The following is a 16,072-nucleotide window of genomic DNA, read 5'->3' as shown; positions in this document are numbered from 1 at the left end:
AATATTGACTAGCTAAGAAGGCAGACAAAAAATGGCAAAAGAAAAGTTTGAGCGGACAAAACCGCACGTAAACGTTGGCACCATTGGTCACGTTGACCACGGTAAAACCACATTGACAGCAGCAATTGCAACTGTGCTTTCTAAGCAATTTGGTGGCGAAGCAAAAGCATATGATCAGATCGATGCTGCTCCAGAAGAAAAAGCACGTGGTATTACGATTAATACTGCACACGTGGAGTATGAGACTGCAAATCGTCACTATGCACACGTGGATTGCCCAGGACATGCTGACTACGTAAAGAACATGATTACTGGCGCTGCTCAGATGGACGGCGCTATTTTGGTTTGCTCTGCAGCTGATGGCCCAATGCCTCAAACTCGTGAGCACATCCTCTTGGCACGCCAAGTAGGTGTTCCCTACATCATCGTATTTTTGAACAAGTGCGACATGGTAGATGACGCTGAATTGTTAGAGTTAGTTGAAATGGAAGTTCGTGAGCTTTTATCTAAGTACGACTTCCCAGGTGATGACACACCAATCGTTCAAGGTTCTGCTAAGTTAGCACTTGAAGGCGACGAAGGCCCATTGGGTAAAGAAGCCATCATGAAATTAGCTGATGCACTTGATACCTACATCCCAACACCAGAGCGTGCGATTGATGGTGCGTTCTTGATGCCAGTAGAGGACGTGTTCTCTATCTCCGGTCGCGGTACGGTTGTTACAGGCCGTATCGAGCGCGGTATCGTGAAGGTTGGCGAAGAGATTGAAATCATTGGTATCAAGCCAACCCTCAAGACAACTTGTACTGGTGTTGAAATGTTCCGCAAATTGCTCGACCAAGGTCAAGCAGGCGATAACGTGGGTATCTTGTTACGCGGTACAAAACGTGAAGAAGTTGAGCGCGGCCAAGTATTGGCTAAGCCAGGTTCAATCACCCCACATACTCACTTTACAGCCGAGGTTTATATCTTGGGTAAAGATGAAGGTGGCCGTCATACGCCATTCTTTAACAACTATCGTCCACAGTTTTACTTCCGTACTACGGACGTAACGGGTTCAATCGAGTTGCCAAAAGACAAAGAAATGGTCATGCCTGGTGATAACGTAACCATTACCGTCAAACTCATTGCGCCTATCGCGATGGAAGAAGGTTTGCGTTTTGCGATCCGTGAAGGTGGCCGTACTGTTGGCGCCGGTGTGGTTGCTAAGATTTTGGCTTAAGTAGTAAATAGATTCAAAGCAGTAGAAGTAAATAATATTTAGCGGTTTGCTAACCGGTGACGTCCGTGCTGCGGATGTCACCGAGCTCTTTAGAAATATAACGTGGCAGCACCACAACGCTCTTTGGAATTAATATGCAAAACCAAAAAATTCGTATTCGTCTTAAAGCATTTGATTACCGTTTAATCGACCAGTCTGCTGCTGAAATCGTTGATACAGCGAAGCGTACTGGTGCGGTTGTTAAGGGTCCAGTACCTTTGCCAACCCGTATTGAACGCTTTGACATTCTGCGTTCGCCACACGTAAATAAGACTTCACGTGATCAGTTGGAGATTCGTACCCACCTGCGTTTGATGGATATCGTTGATCCTACAGAGAAAACAGTGGATGCCTTGATGAAATTAGATCTTCCAGCAGGTGTGGACGTCGAAATTAAGTTGCAGTAATTTGGTATTTCCAGTCTTCGCGCTTGCCAAGACTGGACTTTCGGGATAGAATCAAAGGCTTCGCTCATTTATTTGGGCGAATGTTCAGGTTTTATTAGCATTAAAAACGTTGTAAGTTATTGATTTAGAAGTACTTTTACTTGTAAATCACTTAAATTAATTTTGCCGACCAATCGAAGTCGGCGTGGAGCATGAATATGAGCTTAGGCTTAATCGGTCGCAAGATCGGCATGACCCGTCTATTTACGGACGAAGGGGAAGCAATTCCTGTCACCGTAATTGACGTGAGCGACAACAGAATCGCTCAAATCAAGACCCAGGCAACTGATGGCTATGATGCTATCCAGTTAGCACATGGCACACGTAGAGCTACTCGCGTTACCAAAGCAATGGCTGGTCACTTCGCCAAAGCGGGTGTGATGGCTGGTAACGGTCTCAACGAATTTCATTTAGATGCAGCAAAAATCGCAGAAATGACGCCAGGACAAGTAATTCCTGCTGATACTGCATTTGCTGCTGGCCAAAAAGTGGATGTACAAGGTGTAACGATTGGTAAAGGCTACGCCGGTACCATCAAGCGCCATCACTTCGCTTCAGGTCGCGCGTCACACGGTAACTCACGTTCACATAACGTGCCAGGTTCTATCGGTATGGCGCAGGATCCAGGCCGTGTTTTCCCAGGTAAGCGCATGACTGGCCACCTTGGTGATGAAACACGTACTGTGCAAAATTTAGTCATCGCACGCATTGATGCAGAACGTAATCTCATCATGGTTAAAGGCGCTATTCCAGGTGCCCCGGGCGGTAAAGTGATTGTTACTCCAGCGGTGAAGACACCGTTGAAGAAGAAATAAGGAGAGCGAATATGGAACTTAAGCTTCTCCAAGATAACGGAACTTTAGGCGCTGGCATTCAAGCCTCACCAGAAGTATTCGAACGCGAATATAACGAAGCATTGGTACACCAAGTTGTTGTGGCTTACCAAGCAAATGCACGTAGCGGTAACCGTGCACAAAAAGACCGTGAGCAAGTTAAGCACACAACCAAAAAACCTTGGCGTCAAAAAGGTACTGGTCGTGCACGTGCTGGTATGAGCTCTTCCCCGCTGTGGCGTGGAGGTGGTCGTATATTCCCGAATTCACCTGAAGAAAATTTCAGCCAAAAAGTAAACAAGAAAATGTACCGCGCTGGCATGAGATCGATCTTGTCTCAGTTAGCTCGCGAAGGTCGTTTGAACGTTGTAGACCAATTTACTCTTGATGCTCCAAAGACCAAAGTTTTAGCTGACAAAGTTAAAGCAATGGGCTTGGATTCAGTCTTGATCATCGTTGATCAGGTTAGCGAGAATTTGTATTTGGCATCACGCAACTTGCATAAGGTTGCTGTATGTGAGCCACAGCACGCTGATCCATTGGCTTTAGTTCAATACAAAAAAGTATTGGTAAGCAAAGCAGCGATCGCAAAAATTGAGGAGTTGCTGAAATGAGCCAAGTCCGTAAAAACGATCACAGCTTGATGAAGATTCTGCTTGGACCGGTTATCTCTGAAAAAGCCACTATGGTTGCAGAGAAAAATGAACAAGTAGTATTTCAAGTTACCCGCGACGCTAATAAGAGCGATGTAAAACAAGCGGTTGAGTTGCTCTTTAAAGTGCAAGTTGACTCAGTTCAAATCGTGAATCAAAAAGGTAAGCCAAAGCGCTATGGCCGTTTTGAAGGTCGTCGTGACCACACTAAGAAGGCCTACGTTAGCTTGAAGCCAGGTCAAGAAATTAACTTTGAAGCGGAGGCGAATTAATCATGCCTTTGATGAAAACAAAACCGACCTCACCAGGTCGTCGCTCAATGGTCAAGGTGGTCAATCCTGACCTGCATAAAGGTAAACCTTTTGCAGCGTTGGTAGAGCCACAGTTCCAAAAAGCAGGTCGTAACAATAATGGCCATATCACTACCCGTCATAAGGGTGGTGGTCATAAGCATCACTATCGTGTTGTTGATTTCAAACGCAACGATAAAGATGGTATTCCAGCAAAAGTTGAGCGCTTGGAATACGATCCAAACCGCAGTGCAAATATTGCATTGATCGTGTTTGCCGATGGTGAGCGTCGCTATATTCTTGCTGCAAAAGGCATGACTGTTGGTCAGGCATTGATGAATGGCTCAGAAGCCCCCATCAAGTCTGGTAATAACTTGCCAATCCGCAATATTCCAGTTGGTAGCACGATTCACTGTGTAGAAATGTTGCCAGGTAAAGGTGCTCAAATCGCACGTTCAGCCGGTGGTTCTGCGGTGTTATTAGCTCGTGAAGGTGTATACGCTCAGGTGCGCTTGCGCTCTGGTGAAGTACGTCGTATTTTGATCGAGTGCCGCGCAACTATTGGTGAAGTTGGTAATGAAGAGCACAGCTTGCGCGTTATCGGTAAAGCTGGTGCAAATCGCTGGCGTGGTATTCGCCCAACCGTTCGCGGTGTGGCAATGAACCCAGTAGATCACCCACACGGTGGTGGTGAAGGTAGAACTGGCGAAGGCCGTGTACCTGTCTCCCCATGGGGCACACCAACTAAAGGTTATCGTACACGTCGCAATAAGCGCACAACTTCGATGATCGTTCAACGTCGTCAAAAACGTTAAGCGATAAGGATAAATAGATATGACACGTTCAGCTAAAAAAGGCCCATTTTGCGAAGCCAGCTTGGTAAATAAAGTTGAAGTCGCACAAGCCAACAAAGACAAAAAGCCGATTAAAACTTGGTCACGCCGTTCAACAATCCTTCCAGACTTTATTGGTCTGACGATTGCTGTACATAACGGTCGTCAGCACGTTCCGGTATATGTATCAGAAAACATGGTGGGTCATAAGTTAGGCGAATTTGCCTTGACTCGTACTTTCAAAGGTCACGCTGCTGACAAGAAAGTAACGAAGAAGTAAGGGGATGATGATGGAAGTTAAAGCTATTCACAAAGGCGCCCGCATTTCTGCGCAAAAGACACGTTTGGTCGCTGATCAGATCCGTGGTTTGCCAATTGCACGCGCATTGAACATTTTGAATTTCAGCCCCAAGAAAGCTGCCTTCATTGTGAAGAAAGTTGTTGAGTCCGCAATGGCCAACGCTGAACACAATAAGGGCGCTGATATTGATGAGCTCAAGGTTTCGACAATTATTGTTGATAAGGGTACTTCCTTGAAGCGCTTCACAGCACGCGCTAAGGGTCGTGGTAATCAAATCGAAAAACAAACATGTCACATCACCGTGACCTTGAGTAACTAAGGGAAGATATGGGACAAAAGATAAACCCAACCGGATTCCGACTCTCGGTAACGAAGAACTGGACATCAAAGTGGTATGCAAACAATACTGACTTTGCAAAGATGCTCAAAGAGGACGTAGATGTCCGCATCTATTTGAAAAAGAAATTAAAGAATGCATCTGTCAGCAAAGTAATCATTGAGCGTCCTGCAAAGAATGCGCGTATTACTATTTATAGCTCACGTCCAGGTGTTGTGATCGGTAAAAAAGGCGAAGATATTGAAGTTCTCCGCCGCGAACTTCAGAAGCGTATGGGCGTTCCAGTCCATGTGAATATTGAAGAAATTCGTAAGCCTGAAGTAGATGCTCAACTGATTGCTGACTCTATTACTCAGCAGCTTGAAAAGCGCATCATGTTCCGTCGTGCAATGAAGCGTGCAATGCAAAATGCAATGCGCCTTGGTGCACAAGGAATCAAGATTATGTCTTCTGGTCGTTTGAACGGTGCCGAAATTGCACGTCGCGAATGGTACCGTGAAGGCCGCGTCCCACTTCATACATTGAAGGCTGATATTGATTACGCTACATCAGAGGCGGAAACTACATACGGCATCATCGGTGTAAAAGTTTGGGTATACAAAGGCGATACATTAGGTCGCGGTGCTGATGCTCCAGCTGTAACAGCAGAGCCAGCGGCTGATGAAAAGAAGCCACGTCGCGCACCAGCTAAAACAACCGCACGTAAACCTGCAGCTGACAGCAAGCCATTGGTTGCTGCCAAGCCAACAGTGAAGCGTGTACCGAAAGCCGTTGAAGCCGCAAGTGCTGAAGCGCAGAAGTCAGGAGAGTAAGCATGCTACAACCAAAGCGTCGTAAGTATCGCAAGGAACAAAAGGGACGTAATACTGGCGTGGCAACACGTGGTAGTTCAGTAGCCTTTGGTGACTTTGGATTGAAAGCTATTGGCCGTGGTCGTTTGACTGCACGTCAGATTGAGTCTGCACGTCGCGCAATGACCCGTCACATTAAGCGTGGTGGCCGTATCTGGATTCGTATTTTCCCGGACAAGCCAATTTCACAAAAGCCAGCTGAAGTACGTATGGGTAACGGTAAAGGTAATCCAGAGTACTACGTAGCAGAAATTCAACCAGGTAAGATTTTGTACGAGATGGATGGAGTGGATGAAACATTGGCGCGCGAAGCTTTCAAGCTTGCTGCTGCTAAGTTGCCATTGCAAACCACTTTCGTGATTCGCCACTTAGGTTGATCGGGACAGAGATTATGAAAAAGACAGAATTAGCATCCAAAGACCTGGTTGCCTTGAACGCAGAATTAACAGAGCTCTTGAAGACAAGCTTCAAACTCCGTATGCAAAAAGGTACTCAGCAACTCACAAATACCAGCCAATTGGGTAAGACTAAGCGTGAAATTGCTCGCGTGAAGACTTTTATTACCCAAAAAACTGCACAGAAATAAGGAAAAAGGGACATGACAGAATTATCTAAACCCTTGCGCCGCACCTTGGTGGGTCGTGTCGTTAGCGATAAAATGCAAAAAACTGTGACTGTGCTAGTTGAGCGCCAAGTCAAGCATGCGCTTTATGGCAAATATGTTGGACAGTCCAAAAAATACCACGCTCATGACGAAGCTGGCCAATACAAGATGGGTGACACCGTTGAAATTGCTGAATCTAGACCAATTTCACGTACTAAATCTTGGGTTGTAACCCGTTTAGTTCAGGAATCAAAAGGTATTTAAAGAAATATTAGGGATTTTGGCGAAACTTATTGCCAAATCCCTCTTTTACGTAGTATGATAGTCGACTTCTCTGGTTTTATTGGGGAAGCAGTGTTTTTCATTAATTCCGGGTTTTAGCTTTCGTTAAAGCCCATAGACGGAACCAAGACTGTTTGCCTTTGGCTAACAAGTTGGGGATTAAAAAATGATTCAGACCGAAAGTAGATTACAGGTCGCCGATAACACAGGCGCCAGTGAAGTTTTGTGCATCAAGGTATTGGGCGGCTCTAAGCGTCGTTACGCCAGTATCGGTGATGTCATTAAAGTGACTGTAAAGTCCGCTGCTCCACGTGGCCGTGTAAAAAAAGGTGATATTTATAACGCCGTAGTAGTGAGAACTGCTAAAGGTGTACGCCGTCCAGATGGTTCATTGATTAAGTTCGATGGCAACGCTGCGGTATTGCTCAACGCTAAGTTAGAGCCAATTGGCACACGTATCTTTGGACCAGTAACGCGTGAGTTGCGTACTGAGAAGTTCATGAAGATCGTTTCTCTCGCCCCCGAAGTTATTTAAGAGGCTGATATGAAAAAGATTCGTAAAGGTGATTCAGTGGTTCTATTGACCGGCCGCGACAAAGGCAAGCAAGGAACTGTTACAGCCGTTCTCGAGAACAAACTAGTGATCGAAGGCGTAAATATTTATAAAAAGAGCGTTAAGCCAAATCCAGCAGCCGGTGTTACTGGCGGCATGATTGACAAGACGATGCCTGTTCACATTTCTAATGTGGCTTTGGTTGACGGTAACGGCAAACCATCACGTGTTGGTATCAAACTCGTGGATGGTAAAAAGCAGCGTTTCCTCAAAACCACTGGCGCAACTTTAAGCGCATAAGGGGCACGGAGAAATTATGAGCACACGTTTTCAAGAACACTATCAAGCTAAAGTAGTTGCTGATTTAATTGCCAAATTTGGTTACAAGTCAGTAATGGAAGTTCCACGTATCACCAAGGTAACCCTAAATATGGGCTTGGGCGATGCTGTGAACGACAAGAAAATTATCGAAAATGCAGTTGGTGATTTGACTAAAGTAGCAGGTCAAAAGCCAGTTGTAACAAAAGCGAAAAAAGCGATTGCTGGTTTCAAAATTCGTCAAGGCTACCCAATCGGTGCCATGGTGACATTGCGTGGTGCACGCATGTACGAATTTTTGGATCGTTTCGTGACTGTTGCTTTGCCACGCGTACGTGACTTCCGCGGAATTTCCGGTAAGGCATTTGACGGCCGTGGTAACTACAACATTGGCGTTAAAGAGCAAATCATTTTCCCTGAAATCGAATACGACAAGATTGATGCCCTCCGTGGTCTCAATATTAGTATTACGACGACCGCTAAAACTGACGAAGAAGCAAAAGCTTTGTTAGCAGCGTTCAAATTCCCTTTCCGCAATTAAGAGGCTAACGTGGCAAAACTATCCCTAATTGAGCGCGAGAATAAGCGCGCAAAAACTGTAGAGAAGTACGCTGTAAAGCGTGCAGAACTCAAGGCAATCATTGCTGATCAATCACGCAGTGATGAAGAGCGCTATGAAGCTCGCTTGAAGCTACAGGCACTTCCACGTAACGCAAGCCCGATTCGTCAAAGAAATCGTTGTTCATTAACCGGTCGTCCGCGCGGTGTATTCAGCAAGTTTGGTTTAGCGCGTAGCAAAATTCGTGAAATCGCCTTTCGTGGCGAAATCCCCGGTTTAACCAAGGCCAGCTGGTAAGCGGCGAAAGAATTAGGAGAACTCATGAGTATCAGCGATCCAATCGCCGACATGTTGACAAGGATCCGCAATGCGCAAGCAGTGCAGAAACCCGTAGTCTTGATGCCGTCGTCAAAAGTAAAAGTAGCTATTGCAAAAGTCTTGCAGGATGAAGGCTATATCGATAGTTTTGAAATCAAAGGTGAGGCAGCTAAGCCAGTGCTACACATTGAACTCAAGTACTACGCAGGCCGCCCTGTTATTGAGCGTATTGACCGTGTTTCTACACCAAGTCTACGTATCTACAAAGGCCGCCACGACATTCCTGAAGTAATGAATGGCTTAGGCATTGCAATTATTTCAACCCCACAAGGCGTAATGACAGACCGCAAAGCACGTGCAAACGGCGTTGGTGGCGAAGTTATTTGCTACGTCGCGTAAGGAGAGAAATATGTCCCGCGTTGGTAAATCACCTATTCCAGTCCCTAAGGGCGCTGAAATCAGCATCAACGGTGCAAACATTACTGTTAAGGGCCCATTGGGCACTTTGACACATAACTTGCATCCTTCTGTTGGTTTAAAACAAGAAGACGGCGTATTGACAGTTGTTTTAAACAACAACACACCAGAAGCTGGTGCACAGTCAGGTACAGCCCGCGCTTTGGTAAACAACATGGTTGTTGGCGTAACTACTGGCTTTGAGCGCAAGCTCAGCTTGGTAGGCGTTGGTTACCGTGCTGCTGCTCAGGGCGATTCATTGAAATTGCAGTTAGGTTTCTCACACGACATTATTTATAACCTGCCAAAGGGTGTCAAAGCTGAGACCCCAACTCAAACTGAAATCATTATCAAAGGTTCCAACAAGCAGCAAGTTGGCCAGGTTGCTGCTGAAGTTCGCGCATACCGTTCACCAGAGCCATACAAAGGCAAAGGCGTTCGCTACGTGGATGAGGTTGTACACCTGAAAGAAACTAAGAAGAAGTAAGCGAGACTAAAAATGAATAAAGACGAATCCAGACAAAGACGTGCTAGGCAGACTCGTATTCGCATTGCCGAAGCATTGGCAAATCGCTTAACAGTTATCCGTAGCAATACACATATTTCTGCACAGGTTTATAGCCCGTGTGGAACCAAAGTTGTAGCAGCTGCTTCAACAATGGAAAAAGATTTACGCCAAGCGATCAAAAACGGCGGTAACGCTGAAGCGGCTAAACAAATCGGCAAGTTAGTTGCTGAGCGTGCTGTTAAGGCAGGCATCGTTGATGTTGCTTTTGATCGTTCCGGTCATCGTTACCACGGCCGTATTAAGGCCTTAGCTGAAGCTGCGCGTGAAGCCGGCCTGAAGTTCTAAAAAGGTTTAGGAAAAAGACATGGCAAAAATGCAAACCAAGATGCAAAACGAAGAGCGTGATGATGGTCTTCGCGAGAAGATGATTGCTGTTAATCGCGTAACTAAAGTAGTTAAGGGTGGTCGTATTCTCGGCTTCGCTGCACTTACTGTAGTTGGCGATGGCGATGGTCGTATCGGCATGGGCAAAGGCAAATCAAAAGAAGTTCCAGTTGCTGTTCAAAAGGCAATGGACGAAGCACGTCGCAAGATGATCAAAGTTTCCTTACGTAAAGGTACTTTGCAACACACTGTGATTGGTAAGCATGGCGCATCACGCGTGATGATTTCTCCAGCTAAAGACGGTACTGGCGTTATCGCCGGTGGCCCAATGCGCGCAATTTTCGATGTAATGGGCGTAACTAACGTTGTTGCTAAGTCACTTGGCTCAACAAACCCTTACAACATGGTTCGTGCAACGATTGATGGCTTGAGCAAGATGAGCACTCCTTCTGAAATTGCTGCTAAGCGCGGTAAGTCAGTTGAAGAGATTCTCGGCTAAGACCAAAAGATTAGGAATCTATAAATGACAACAACTAACTCTAAAGTCAAACTGCAACTAGTGCGCAGCTTGATCGGCACACGCGAAAGCCATCGTGCAACTGTTCGCGGCTTAGGCCTGCGTCGTATCAATTCAGTTTCAGAATTGGAAGACACGCCAGCTGTTCGCGGAATGATTAATAAAGTTTCTTATCTAGTTAAAGTCGTTGGCTAATAACTAGCAAGTAAATAGGCGAAGAATATGCAACTCAATACACTCAAACCCGCACCGGGCTCCAATAAAAATCGTCGTCGTGTAGGTCGCGGTATCGGTTCAGGTCTTGGTAAAACTGCAGGCCGCGGTCACAAAGGTCAAAAGTCGCGTTCAGGCGGATTCCATAAAGTTGGATTCGAAGGCGGACAGATGCCGATGTATCGTCGTTTACCAAAACGTGGTTTCGTGTCATTGACACGTCGTCACGTTGGTCAAATCACTTTGAACGACTTAGCAAAAATTAACTTGCCAGAAGTAGACTTATTAGTTTTGAGAGCTCATGGTTTTGCTGGCGAGCAGATCAACTCTGTAAAAGTTATCAAAACTGGTGAATTGTCGATTGCTGTAACCCTCAAGGGTATTACTGCAACTGCTGGTGCAAAAGCGGCTATTGAAGCAGCTGGCGGCAAATTGGTTGACTTGGTTTAATTAGTTTTTAGTAAACGATGGCACTCGCACCTACCAACACAGCAAATATTGCTCAATCAGGAAGCAAGTTTGGCGAATTACGCCAACGCTTAATATTCTTGGTTTTGGCTTTGCTCGTGTTCCGTTTGGGTGCGCATATTCCTGTGCCAGGTATTGATCCAGACCAACTAGCACAATTATTTGCAGGTCAAAAAGATGGCATCTTGGGTATGTTTAACCTGTTTTCAGGTGGCGCTCTATCCCGGTTTACGGTTTTTGCTCTAGGAATCATGCCGTACATCTCTGCGTCAATCATTATGCAGTTGATGACGATTGTTGTGCCTACATTGGAGTCTTTGAAAAAAGAAGGCCAAGCAGGTCAGCGCAAGATTACTCAATACACACGTTACGGCACTGTTTTATTGGCAACATTCCAAGCTCTAGGTATTTCAGTTGCTTTACAAGCTCAACCAGGTTTAGTCATTAACCCAGGCCTAATGTTTGAACTCAACACAGTGGTCACTTTGGTTACTGGCACGATGTTCCTAATGTGGCTCGGTGAGCAGATTACCGAGCGTGGTCTTGGTAACGGTATCTCCATCATTATTTTCGGCGGTATTGTTTCTGGATTGCCTTCAGCAATTGGTAGCTTGCTTGAACTAGTACGTACTGGCTCTATGAATATTTTGTCTGCATTGCTGATCGTGGTGATTTGCGTTGCAGTGACTTATTTTGTTGTGTTTGTAGAGCGTGGTCAGCGCCGTATTTTGGTGAACTATGCAAAGCGTCAAGTGGGTAACAAAATATACGGCGGGCAGTCTTCATACTTTCCATTGAAGTTAAACATGGCTGGTGTCATTCCTCCAATTTTTGCTTCATCTATCATTTTGTTCCCTGCAACTATTGCTGGCTGGTTTACATCTGGCGAGCCAACAAATATGTTCAGCAGAGTTATTAAAGATTTGGCGGCAACATTAGCTCCAGGTCAGCCTGTCTACACAATTTTGTATGCAGCAGCAATTATCTTCTTCTGCTTTTTCTATACTGCTTTGGTTTTCAATAGCCGCGATACTGCAGATAACTTGAAGAAGAGCGGCGCCTTTGTTCCAGGTATTCGTCCCGGTGATCAAACTGGTCGTTACATTGACAAGATCTTGGTTCGTTTGACATTGGCTGGCGCGATTTATATGGTTTTGGTTTGCTTGTTGCCAGAATTTCTAGTCTTGAAGTACAACGTGCCATTCTATTTTGGCGGTACTTCATTGTTAATTATTGTCGTTGTTGCAATGGATTTTATGGCTCAAGTTCAGTCATTCGCAATGCAGCAACAGTATGGTTCTTTGATGAAAAAAGCTAACTTTAAGATGGGCGCTTAACTGAATGTCTAAAGACGATGTAATTCAGATGGCGGGAGAAATTATTGAGAATTTGCCGAACGCAATGTTTCGCGTGAAGCTAGAGAACGGACATGTGGTTTTAGGGCACATTTCTGGAAAGATGAGGATGCATTACATCCGCATCCTGCCAGGAGATAAGGTAACAGTGGAGATGACTCCTTACGACCTTACACGAGCCAGAATCATTTTCCGAGCGAAGTAAAGATTAAGTAGTACATATTTTTTTAGAGGTGAGTTATGAAAGTTTTGGCATCCGTTAAGTGTATTTGCAGAAATTGCAAGATCATTAAGCGCAAACGCGTTGTTCGCGTGATCTGTTCTTCAGACGCACGTCATAAGCAGCGTCAAGGCTGATCTGGTTAATTAAGAGGAAATCTCATGGCACGTATCGCTGGGGTAAATATCCCAAATCATCAACATACTGTTATCGGTTTAACAGCAATTTTTGGCATTGGCACAACGCGTGCACGCAAAATTTGTGAAACCACAGGTGTTGCTATCGACAAAAAAGTTAAAGATCTTACTGACGGTGACTTGGAAAAGTTACGTGACGAGGTAGGTAAGTTCATCACTGAAGGTGACCTTCGTCGTGAAGTAACGATGAGCATCAAGCGTTTGATGGACTTAGGCTGCTATCGCGGCGTTCGTCATCGTAAGGGCTTGCCTGTACGTGGTCAACGTACTAAGACTAACGCGCGTACCCGTAAGGGCCCACGTAAGTCTGGCGTGCAACTCAAGAAATAATCAAGAAAGTTTATTGACATGGCAAAACAACAATCCGCTTCTGCAGCTTCACAGCGCGCACGTAAGAAGGTTAAAAAGAACGTTGCTGACGGTATTGCACACGTTCACGCTTCTTTTAACAACACCATCATTACGATCACTGATCGTCAAGGTAATGCGCTTTCATGGGCAACATCTGGTGGTCAAGGCTTCAAAGGTTCACGTAAATCAACCCCTTTTGCTGCTCAGGTAGCGGCAGAAGTAGCAGGCAAAGCTGCTGTTGAATGTGGTATCAAGAATTTAGAAGTTCAGATCAAGGGTCCAGGCCCAGGTCGTGAATCAGCAGTTCGTGCATTGAATTCTTTGGGAATCAAGATCACTGAGATTCAAGACGTAACTCCAGTTCCACACAATGGTTGCCGTCCTCCTAAGCGTCGTCGTATCTAAGCTAGGAAGTTGGCAGTACAAGTTTTAGTAGTTTTTTTATTAAAGCCCACTGTTCATCTGAATTAAAGGGTGAACTCACCGTTAGTCGTAAGACTACGGCAAAGAAAGGAAAGCATCGTGGCACGTTACTTAGGGCCTAAGGCCAAATTAGCACGTCGGGAAGGTACCGACTTATTTTTAAAGAGCGCACGTCGCGCCCTGTCAGACAAGTGCAAGTTAGATACTAAGCCTGGTCAACATGGCCGTACATCTGGCTCAAGAACTTCTGATTACGGTAATCAATTGCGTGAAAAGCAAAAGGTTAAGCGTATGTACGGAATTCTAGAGCGTCAGTTCCGTCGTTATTTCGCAGAAGCTGAGCGTCGTAAGGGTAATACTGGCTCAACATTACTTCAGTTGTTGGAATCACGCCTTGATAACGTTGTTTATCGTATGGGCTTTGGTTCTACTCGTGCTGAAGCGCGTCAATTGGTTTCCCATTGCGCAATTTTGCTCAATGGTAGCCCAGTAAATATTCCATCTATTCAGGTCAAACCTGGTGATGTAGTTGCTATTCGTGAAAAAGCGAAGAAGCAAGCACGTATTACAGAATCACTCAATTTGGTTCAGCAGATGGCGGCAGTTGGCTGGGTATCAGTCGACGCAGCGAAGCTGGAGGGAACATTTAAGCAGGTGCCTGACCGTGAAGACATTAGCGGCGAAATTAATGAAAGTTTGATCGTCGAATTGTATTCACGCTAATTAGGCACTCTCAAGGAAAAAATATGCAAACAAATTTGCTCAAGCCAAAAATTATTTCTGTTGAAGCGCTTACTGCCAACCAAGCTAAGGTTGTTATGGAGCCGTTCGAGCGTGGTTATGGCCACACACTCGGTAATGCATTACGTCGTGTTTTGTTATCCTCAATGGTTGGTTATGCACCAACTGAAGTAGCAATCGCTGGTGTTGTTCATGAATACTCCACATTAGATGGCGTTCAAGAGGATGTAGTTAACCTTTTGTTGAACCTCAAAGGTATCGTATTTAAGTTGCAGTCACGTGATGAAGTGACCATTAATTTGCGTAAAGAAGGCCCAGGCGTCGTTACAGCAAAAGATATCGACTTGCCACATGATGTAGAAATCATCAATCCTGATCACGTTATCGCCCACTTGTCAGCTGGTGGCAAGTTGGATATGCAGATCAAGGTTGAAAAAGGCCGTGGCTATGTACCAGGCAATATGCGTCAATACCATGACGAAACTACCAAGATTATTGGTCGTATCGTATTGGATGCCTCATTTAGCCCAGTAAGCCGTGTTAGCTATGCAGTTGAATCTGCTCGTGTTGAACAACGTACTGACCTCGATCGTCTCGTAATGACAATCGAAACAAACGGTGTGTTATCTCCTGAAGAGGCAATTCGTCAAGCCGCTACCATTTTGGTTGATCAATTAGTTGTATTCGCAGCCCTCGAAAGCAGCGAAGTTTCTGGTGATCTTGCCCCAAGCCGCTCTTCAATGGTTGATCCAATGTTGATGCGTCCGGTTGATGATCTTGAACTCACAGTACGCTCTGCAAACTGCTTGAAGGCTGAGAACATTTACTACATCGGTGACTTGATTCAACGTACAGAGAATGAATTGTTGAAGACGCCTAATTTAGGTCGTAAGTCTTTGAACGAAATCAAAGATGTATTGGCGGCTCGTGGCTTAAGTCTTGGCATGAAACTCGAAAGCTGGCCTCCAGCTAACCTCGAGAAATAATTAGAAAGGAAGCATCATGCGTCACGGAAACGGCTTACGCAAACTAAACAGAACATCATCACATCGCTTGGCGATGCTGCGCAATATGTCCAATTCTCTTTTGGAGCACGAAGTGATTAAAACCACTTTGCCAAAAGCTAAAGAATTGCGCATGGTTGTTGAGCCTTTGATTACCTTGGGTAAAAAAGATAACTTAGCAAACCGTCGCTTAGCATTCAATCGCACACGCGATCGCGATATCGTGACCAAACTCTTCACAGAGCTCGGCCCACGTTACGCAACTCGTCCAGGTGGCTACCTTCGTATTTTAAAGTTTGGCTTCCGTCATGGTGACAATGCACCAATGGCTTTAGTTGAGTTGGTAGATCGTCCAGAGGTTGAAGAAACAGCAGTAGCTCAAGAGGCTTAGGCCCTTTAGCAAGATTCAAAGCCAGGCTTCGGTCTGGCTTTTTTCATTTATACAGTTATAAATATGTCATGACCCCTGATAAATCTACTGAGTTGTTAATTGTTGTCACCACTTTTGCATCCCTTCAAGATGCAAAGAAAATGGCATATCAATTGATTGAGGGTCGATTAGCTGCCTGCGTACAAATTCAAGAGGGTATACATTCAATCTATCGGTGGGATGGCAAGATTTGCGAAGGAAAGGAAGTTCTACTGTCAGCAAAAACAATTGCAGATCAATGGACGGATATTTCTAATTTCATAAAAAGTCATCATCCCTATGATCTACCCGAACTGATTGCATATGCTCCTGAAAAATACGAGGCGCATTATGGTAAATGGGTAGAGGCCGAGGTAAAGTAAGCAC

At 45.2% G+C, this 16,072-nt stretch carries 31 protein-coding genes; all 31 read left to right on the top strand.

Annotated elements, in window-relative coordinates; all coding sequences use genetic code 11:
• The first annotated feature begins 31 nt into the window (after window positions 1-31).
• The 31 genes from tuf to cutA all read left to right on the top strand — a co-directional run bounded on the left by tuf (window position 32) and on the right by cutA (window position 16,068).
• Window positions 32-1,222 carry an elongation factor Tu gene (gene tuf, locus ICN26_RS04170; RefSeq protein ID WP_216267118.1) on the top strand — a complete coding sequence of 397 codons (1,191 nt, stop codon included), beginning with the start codon at window positions 32-34 and terminating at the stop codon, window positions 1,220-1,222.
• Between the two features lie 134 nt (window positions 1,223-1,356).
• Window positions 1,357-1,668 (top strand): 30S ribosomal protein S10, encoded by a 312-nt coding sequence (rpsJ, locus tag ICN26_RS04165; protein ID WP_011901899.1) that lies wholly within the window; start codon window positions 1,357-1,359, stop codon window positions 1,666-1,668.
• Window positions 1,669-1,865: 197 nt separating this feature from the next.
• Complete coding sequence (gene rplC, locus ICN26_RS04160) at window positions 1,866-2,522, top strand: 50S ribosomal protein L3 (protein ID WP_046329376.1); 657 nt, start codon at window positions 1,866-1,868, stop codon at window positions 2,520-2,522.
• 11 nt (window positions 2,523-2,533) lie between these two features.
• The gene (rplD, locus tag ICN26_RS04155; RefSeq protein ID WP_046329377.1) at window positions 2,534-3,154 is read left to right on the top strand and encodes a 50S ribosomal protein L4; all 621 of its coding nucleotides are present in this window, start codon (window positions 2,534-2,536) and stop codon (window positions 3,152-3,154) included.
• Entirely contained in the window at window positions 3,151-3,465 is a 315-nt protein-coding gene (gene rplW, locus ICN26_RS04150) for a 50S ribosomal protein L23 (protein ID WP_216267116.1), read from the top strand. Before rplD ends, rplW begins: the two co-directional genes overlap by 4 nt.
• 2 nt (window positions 3,466-3,467) lie before the next feature.
• Window positions 3,468-4,298, top strand: coding sequence for a 50S ribosomal protein L2 (rplB, locus tag ICN26_RS04145; RefSeq protein ID WP_216267115.1), 831 nt, complete (start codon window positions 3,468-3,470; stop codon window positions 4,296-4,298).
• A 19-nt stretch (window positions 4,299-4,317) separates the two neighbouring features.
• A complete protein-coding gene (gene rpsS, locus ICN26_RS04140; protein ID WP_046329379.1) occupies window positions 4,318-4,596 on the top strand; it encodes a 30S ribosomal protein S19 in 279 nt (92 codons plus the stop codon).
• A 7-nt stretch (window positions 4,597-4,603) separates the two neighbouring features.
• Window positions 4,604-4,936: a 50S ribosomal protein L22 gene (gene rplV / locus ICN26_RS04135; RefSeq protein WP_205621309.1), complete on the top strand. Its 333-nt coding sequence runs from the start codon at window positions 4,604-4,606 to the stop codon at window positions 4,934-4,936.
• A gap of 8 nt (window positions 4,937-4,944) precedes the next feature.
• Window positions 4,945-5,766: a 30S ribosomal protein S3 gene (gene rpsC, locus ICN26_RS04130; protein WP_215331773.1), complete on the top strand. Its 822-nt coding sequence runs from the start codon at window positions 4,945-4,947 to the stop codon at window positions 5,764-5,766.
• A gap of 2 nt (window positions 5,767-5,768) precedes the next feature.
• Window positions 5,769-6,182 (top strand): 50S ribosomal protein L16, encoded by a 414-nt coding sequence (gene rplP / locus ICN26_RS04125; RefSeq protein WP_088526677.1) that lies wholly within the window; start codon window positions 5,769-5,771, stop codon window positions 6,180-6,182.
• 14 nt (window positions 6,183-6,196) lie between these two features.
• Complete coding sequence (rpmC, locus tag ICN26_RS04120) at window positions 6,197-6,391, top strand: 50S ribosomal protein L29 (RefSeq protein WP_015420239.1); 195 nt, start codon at window positions 6,197-6,199, stop codon at window positions 6,389-6,391.
• Window positions 6,392-6,403: 12 nt separating this feature from the next.
• Entirely contained in the window at window positions 6,404-6,673 is a 270-nt protein-coding gene (gene rpsQ / locus ICN26_RS04115) for a 30S ribosomal protein S17 (protein WP_046329381.1), read from the top strand.
• Window positions 6,674-6,857: 184 nt separating this feature from the next.
• Window positions 6,858-7,226 carry a 50S ribosomal protein L14 gene (gene rplN, locus ICN26_RS04110; protein WP_015420241.1) on the top strand — a complete coding sequence of 123 codons (369 nt, stop codon included), beginning with the start codon at window positions 6,858-6,860 and terminating at the stop codon, window positions 7,224-7,226.
• A 9-nt stretch (window positions 7,227-7,235) separates the two neighbouring features.
• Entirely contained in the window at window positions 7,236-7,544 is a 309-nt protein-coding gene (gene rplX / locus ICN26_RS04105) for a 50S ribosomal protein L24 (protein WP_015420242.1), read from the top strand.
• A gap of 16 nt (window positions 7,545-7,560) precedes the next feature.
• Window positions 7,561-8,103 carry a 50S ribosomal protein L5 gene (rplE, locus tag ICN26_RS04100; RefSeq protein ID WP_046329383.1) on the top strand — a complete coding sequence of 181 codons (543 nt, stop codon included), beginning with the start codon at window positions 7,561-7,563 and terminating at the stop codon, window positions 8,101-8,103.
• 9 nt (window positions 8,104-8,112) lie between these two features.
• Entirely contained in the window at window positions 8,113-8,418 is a 306-nt protein-coding gene (gene rpsN / locus ICN26_RS04095; RefSeq protein WP_015420244.1) for a 30S ribosomal protein S14, read from the top strand.
• Between the two features lie 24 nt (window positions 8,419-8,442).
• On the top strand, window positions 8,443-8,838 hold the full coding sequence (gene rpsH, locus ICN26_RS04090) for a 30S ribosomal protein S8 (RefSeq protein ID WP_015420245.1): 396 nt from the start codon (window positions 8,443-8,445) through the stop codon (window positions 8,836-8,838).
• 10 nt (window positions 8,839-8,848) lie between these two features.
• On the top strand, window positions 8,849-9,382 hold the full coding sequence (rplF, locus tag ICN26_RS04085; protein WP_216267113.1) for a 50S ribosomal protein L6: 534 nt from the start codon (window positions 8,849-8,851) through the stop codon (window positions 9,380-9,382).
• 12 nt (window positions 9,383-9,394) lie between these two features.
• Complete coding sequence (gene rplR, locus ICN26_RS04080; RefSeq protein WP_046329386.1) at window positions 9,395-9,748, top strand: 50S ribosomal protein L18; 354 nt, start codon at window positions 9,395-9,397, stop codon at window positions 9,746-9,748.
• A gap of 19 nt (window positions 9,749-9,767) precedes the next feature.
• Entirely contained in the window at window positions 9,768-10,286 is a 519-nt protein-coding gene (gene rpsE, locus ICN26_RS04075; protein ID WP_015420248.1) for a 30S ribosomal protein S5, read from the top strand.
• Between the two features lie 24 nt (window positions 10,287-10,310).
• On the top strand, window positions 10,311-10,499 hold the full coding sequence (gene rpmD / locus ICN26_RS04070; RefSeq protein ID WP_046329387.1) for a 50S ribosomal protein L30: 189 nt from the start codon (window positions 10,311-10,313) through the stop codon (window positions 10,497-10,499).
• A gap of 27 nt (window positions 10,500-10,526) precedes the next feature.
• Window positions 10,527-10,967: a 50S ribosomal protein L15 gene (gene rplO, locus ICN26_RS04065; protein ID WP_215308693.1), complete on the top strand. Its 441-nt coding sequence runs from the start codon at window positions 10,527-10,529 to the stop codon at window positions 10,965-10,967.
• A 17-nt stretch (window positions 10,968-10,984) separates the two neighbouring features.
• A complete protein-coding gene (gene secY / locus ICN26_RS04060) occupies window positions 10,985-12,322 on the top strand; it encodes a preprotein translocase subunit SecY (RefSeq protein ID WP_216267111.1) in 1,338 nt (445 codons plus the stop codon).
• A gap of 4 nt (window positions 12,323-12,326) precedes the next feature.
• On the top strand, window positions 12,327-12,545 hold the full coding sequence (gene infA, locus ICN26_RS04055) for a translation initiation factor IF-1 (RefSeq protein ID WP_015420252.1): 219 nt from the start codon (window positions 12,327-12,329) through the stop codon (window positions 12,543-12,545).
• A 35-nt stretch (window positions 12,546-12,580) separates the two neighbouring features.
• Window positions 12,581-12,697, top strand: coding sequence for a 50S ribosomal protein L36 (rpmJ, locus tag ICN26_RS04050; protein ID WP_012357167.1), 117 nt, complete (start codon window positions 12,581-12,583; stop codon window positions 12,695-12,697).
• Window positions 12,698-12,721: 24 nt separating this feature from the next.
• The gene (gene rpsM / locus ICN26_RS04045) at window positions 12,722-13,087 is read left to right on the top strand and encodes a 30S ribosomal protein S13 (RefSeq protein ID WP_015420253.1); all 366 of its coding nucleotides are present in this window, start codon (window positions 12,722-12,724) and stop codon (window positions 13,085-13,087) included.
• 18 nt (window positions 13,088-13,105) lie between these two features.
• Window positions 13,106-13,513: a 30S ribosomal protein S11 gene (gene rpsK / locus ICN26_RS04040; protein WP_011901923.1), complete on the top strand. Its 408-nt coding sequence runs from the start codon at window positions 13,106-13,108 to the stop codon at window positions 13,511-13,513.
• A gap of 117 nt (window positions 13,514-13,630) precedes the next feature.
• Window positions 13,631-14,254, top strand: a complete 624-nt coding sequence (gene rpsD / locus ICN26_RS04035; RefSeq protein ID WP_215308699.1) for a 30S ribosomal protein S4 — start codon at window positions 13,631-13,633, stop codon at window positions 14,252-14,254.
• Window positions 14,255-14,277: 23 nt separating this feature from the next.
• Entirely contained in the window at window positions 14,278-15,258 is a 981-nt protein-coding gene (locus ICN26_RS04030; protein WP_046329391.1) for a DNA-directed RNA polymerase subunit alpha, read from the top strand.
• Window positions 15,259-15,274: 16 nt separating this feature from the next.
• A complete protein-coding gene (gene rplQ / locus ICN26_RS04025; RefSeq protein WP_215328361.1) occupies window positions 15,275-15,667 on the top strand; it encodes a 50S ribosomal protein L17 in 393 nt (130 codons plus the stop codon).
• A gap of 68 nt (window positions 15,668-15,735) precedes the next feature.
• Window positions 15,736-16,068: a divalent-cation tolerance protein CutA gene (cutA, locus tag ICN26_RS04020; RefSeq protein WP_216267109.1), complete on the top strand. Its 333-nt coding sequence runs from the start codon at window positions 15,736-15,738 to the stop codon at window positions 16,066-16,068.
• Window positions 16,069-16,072: the final 4 nt, after the last annotated feature.

Origin of the sequence: Polynucleobacter hallstattensis (assembly GCF_018881835.1) — a bacterium.
In the GTDB taxonomy this organism is placed as follows: Bacteria; Pseudomonadota; Gammaproteobacteria; order Burkholderiales; family Burkholderiaceae; genus Polynucleobacter; species Polynucleobacter hallstattensis.
The sequence above is the reverse complement of the archived record's forward strand: the minus strand, read 5'-3'. Positions and strand labels throughout refer to the sequence as shown.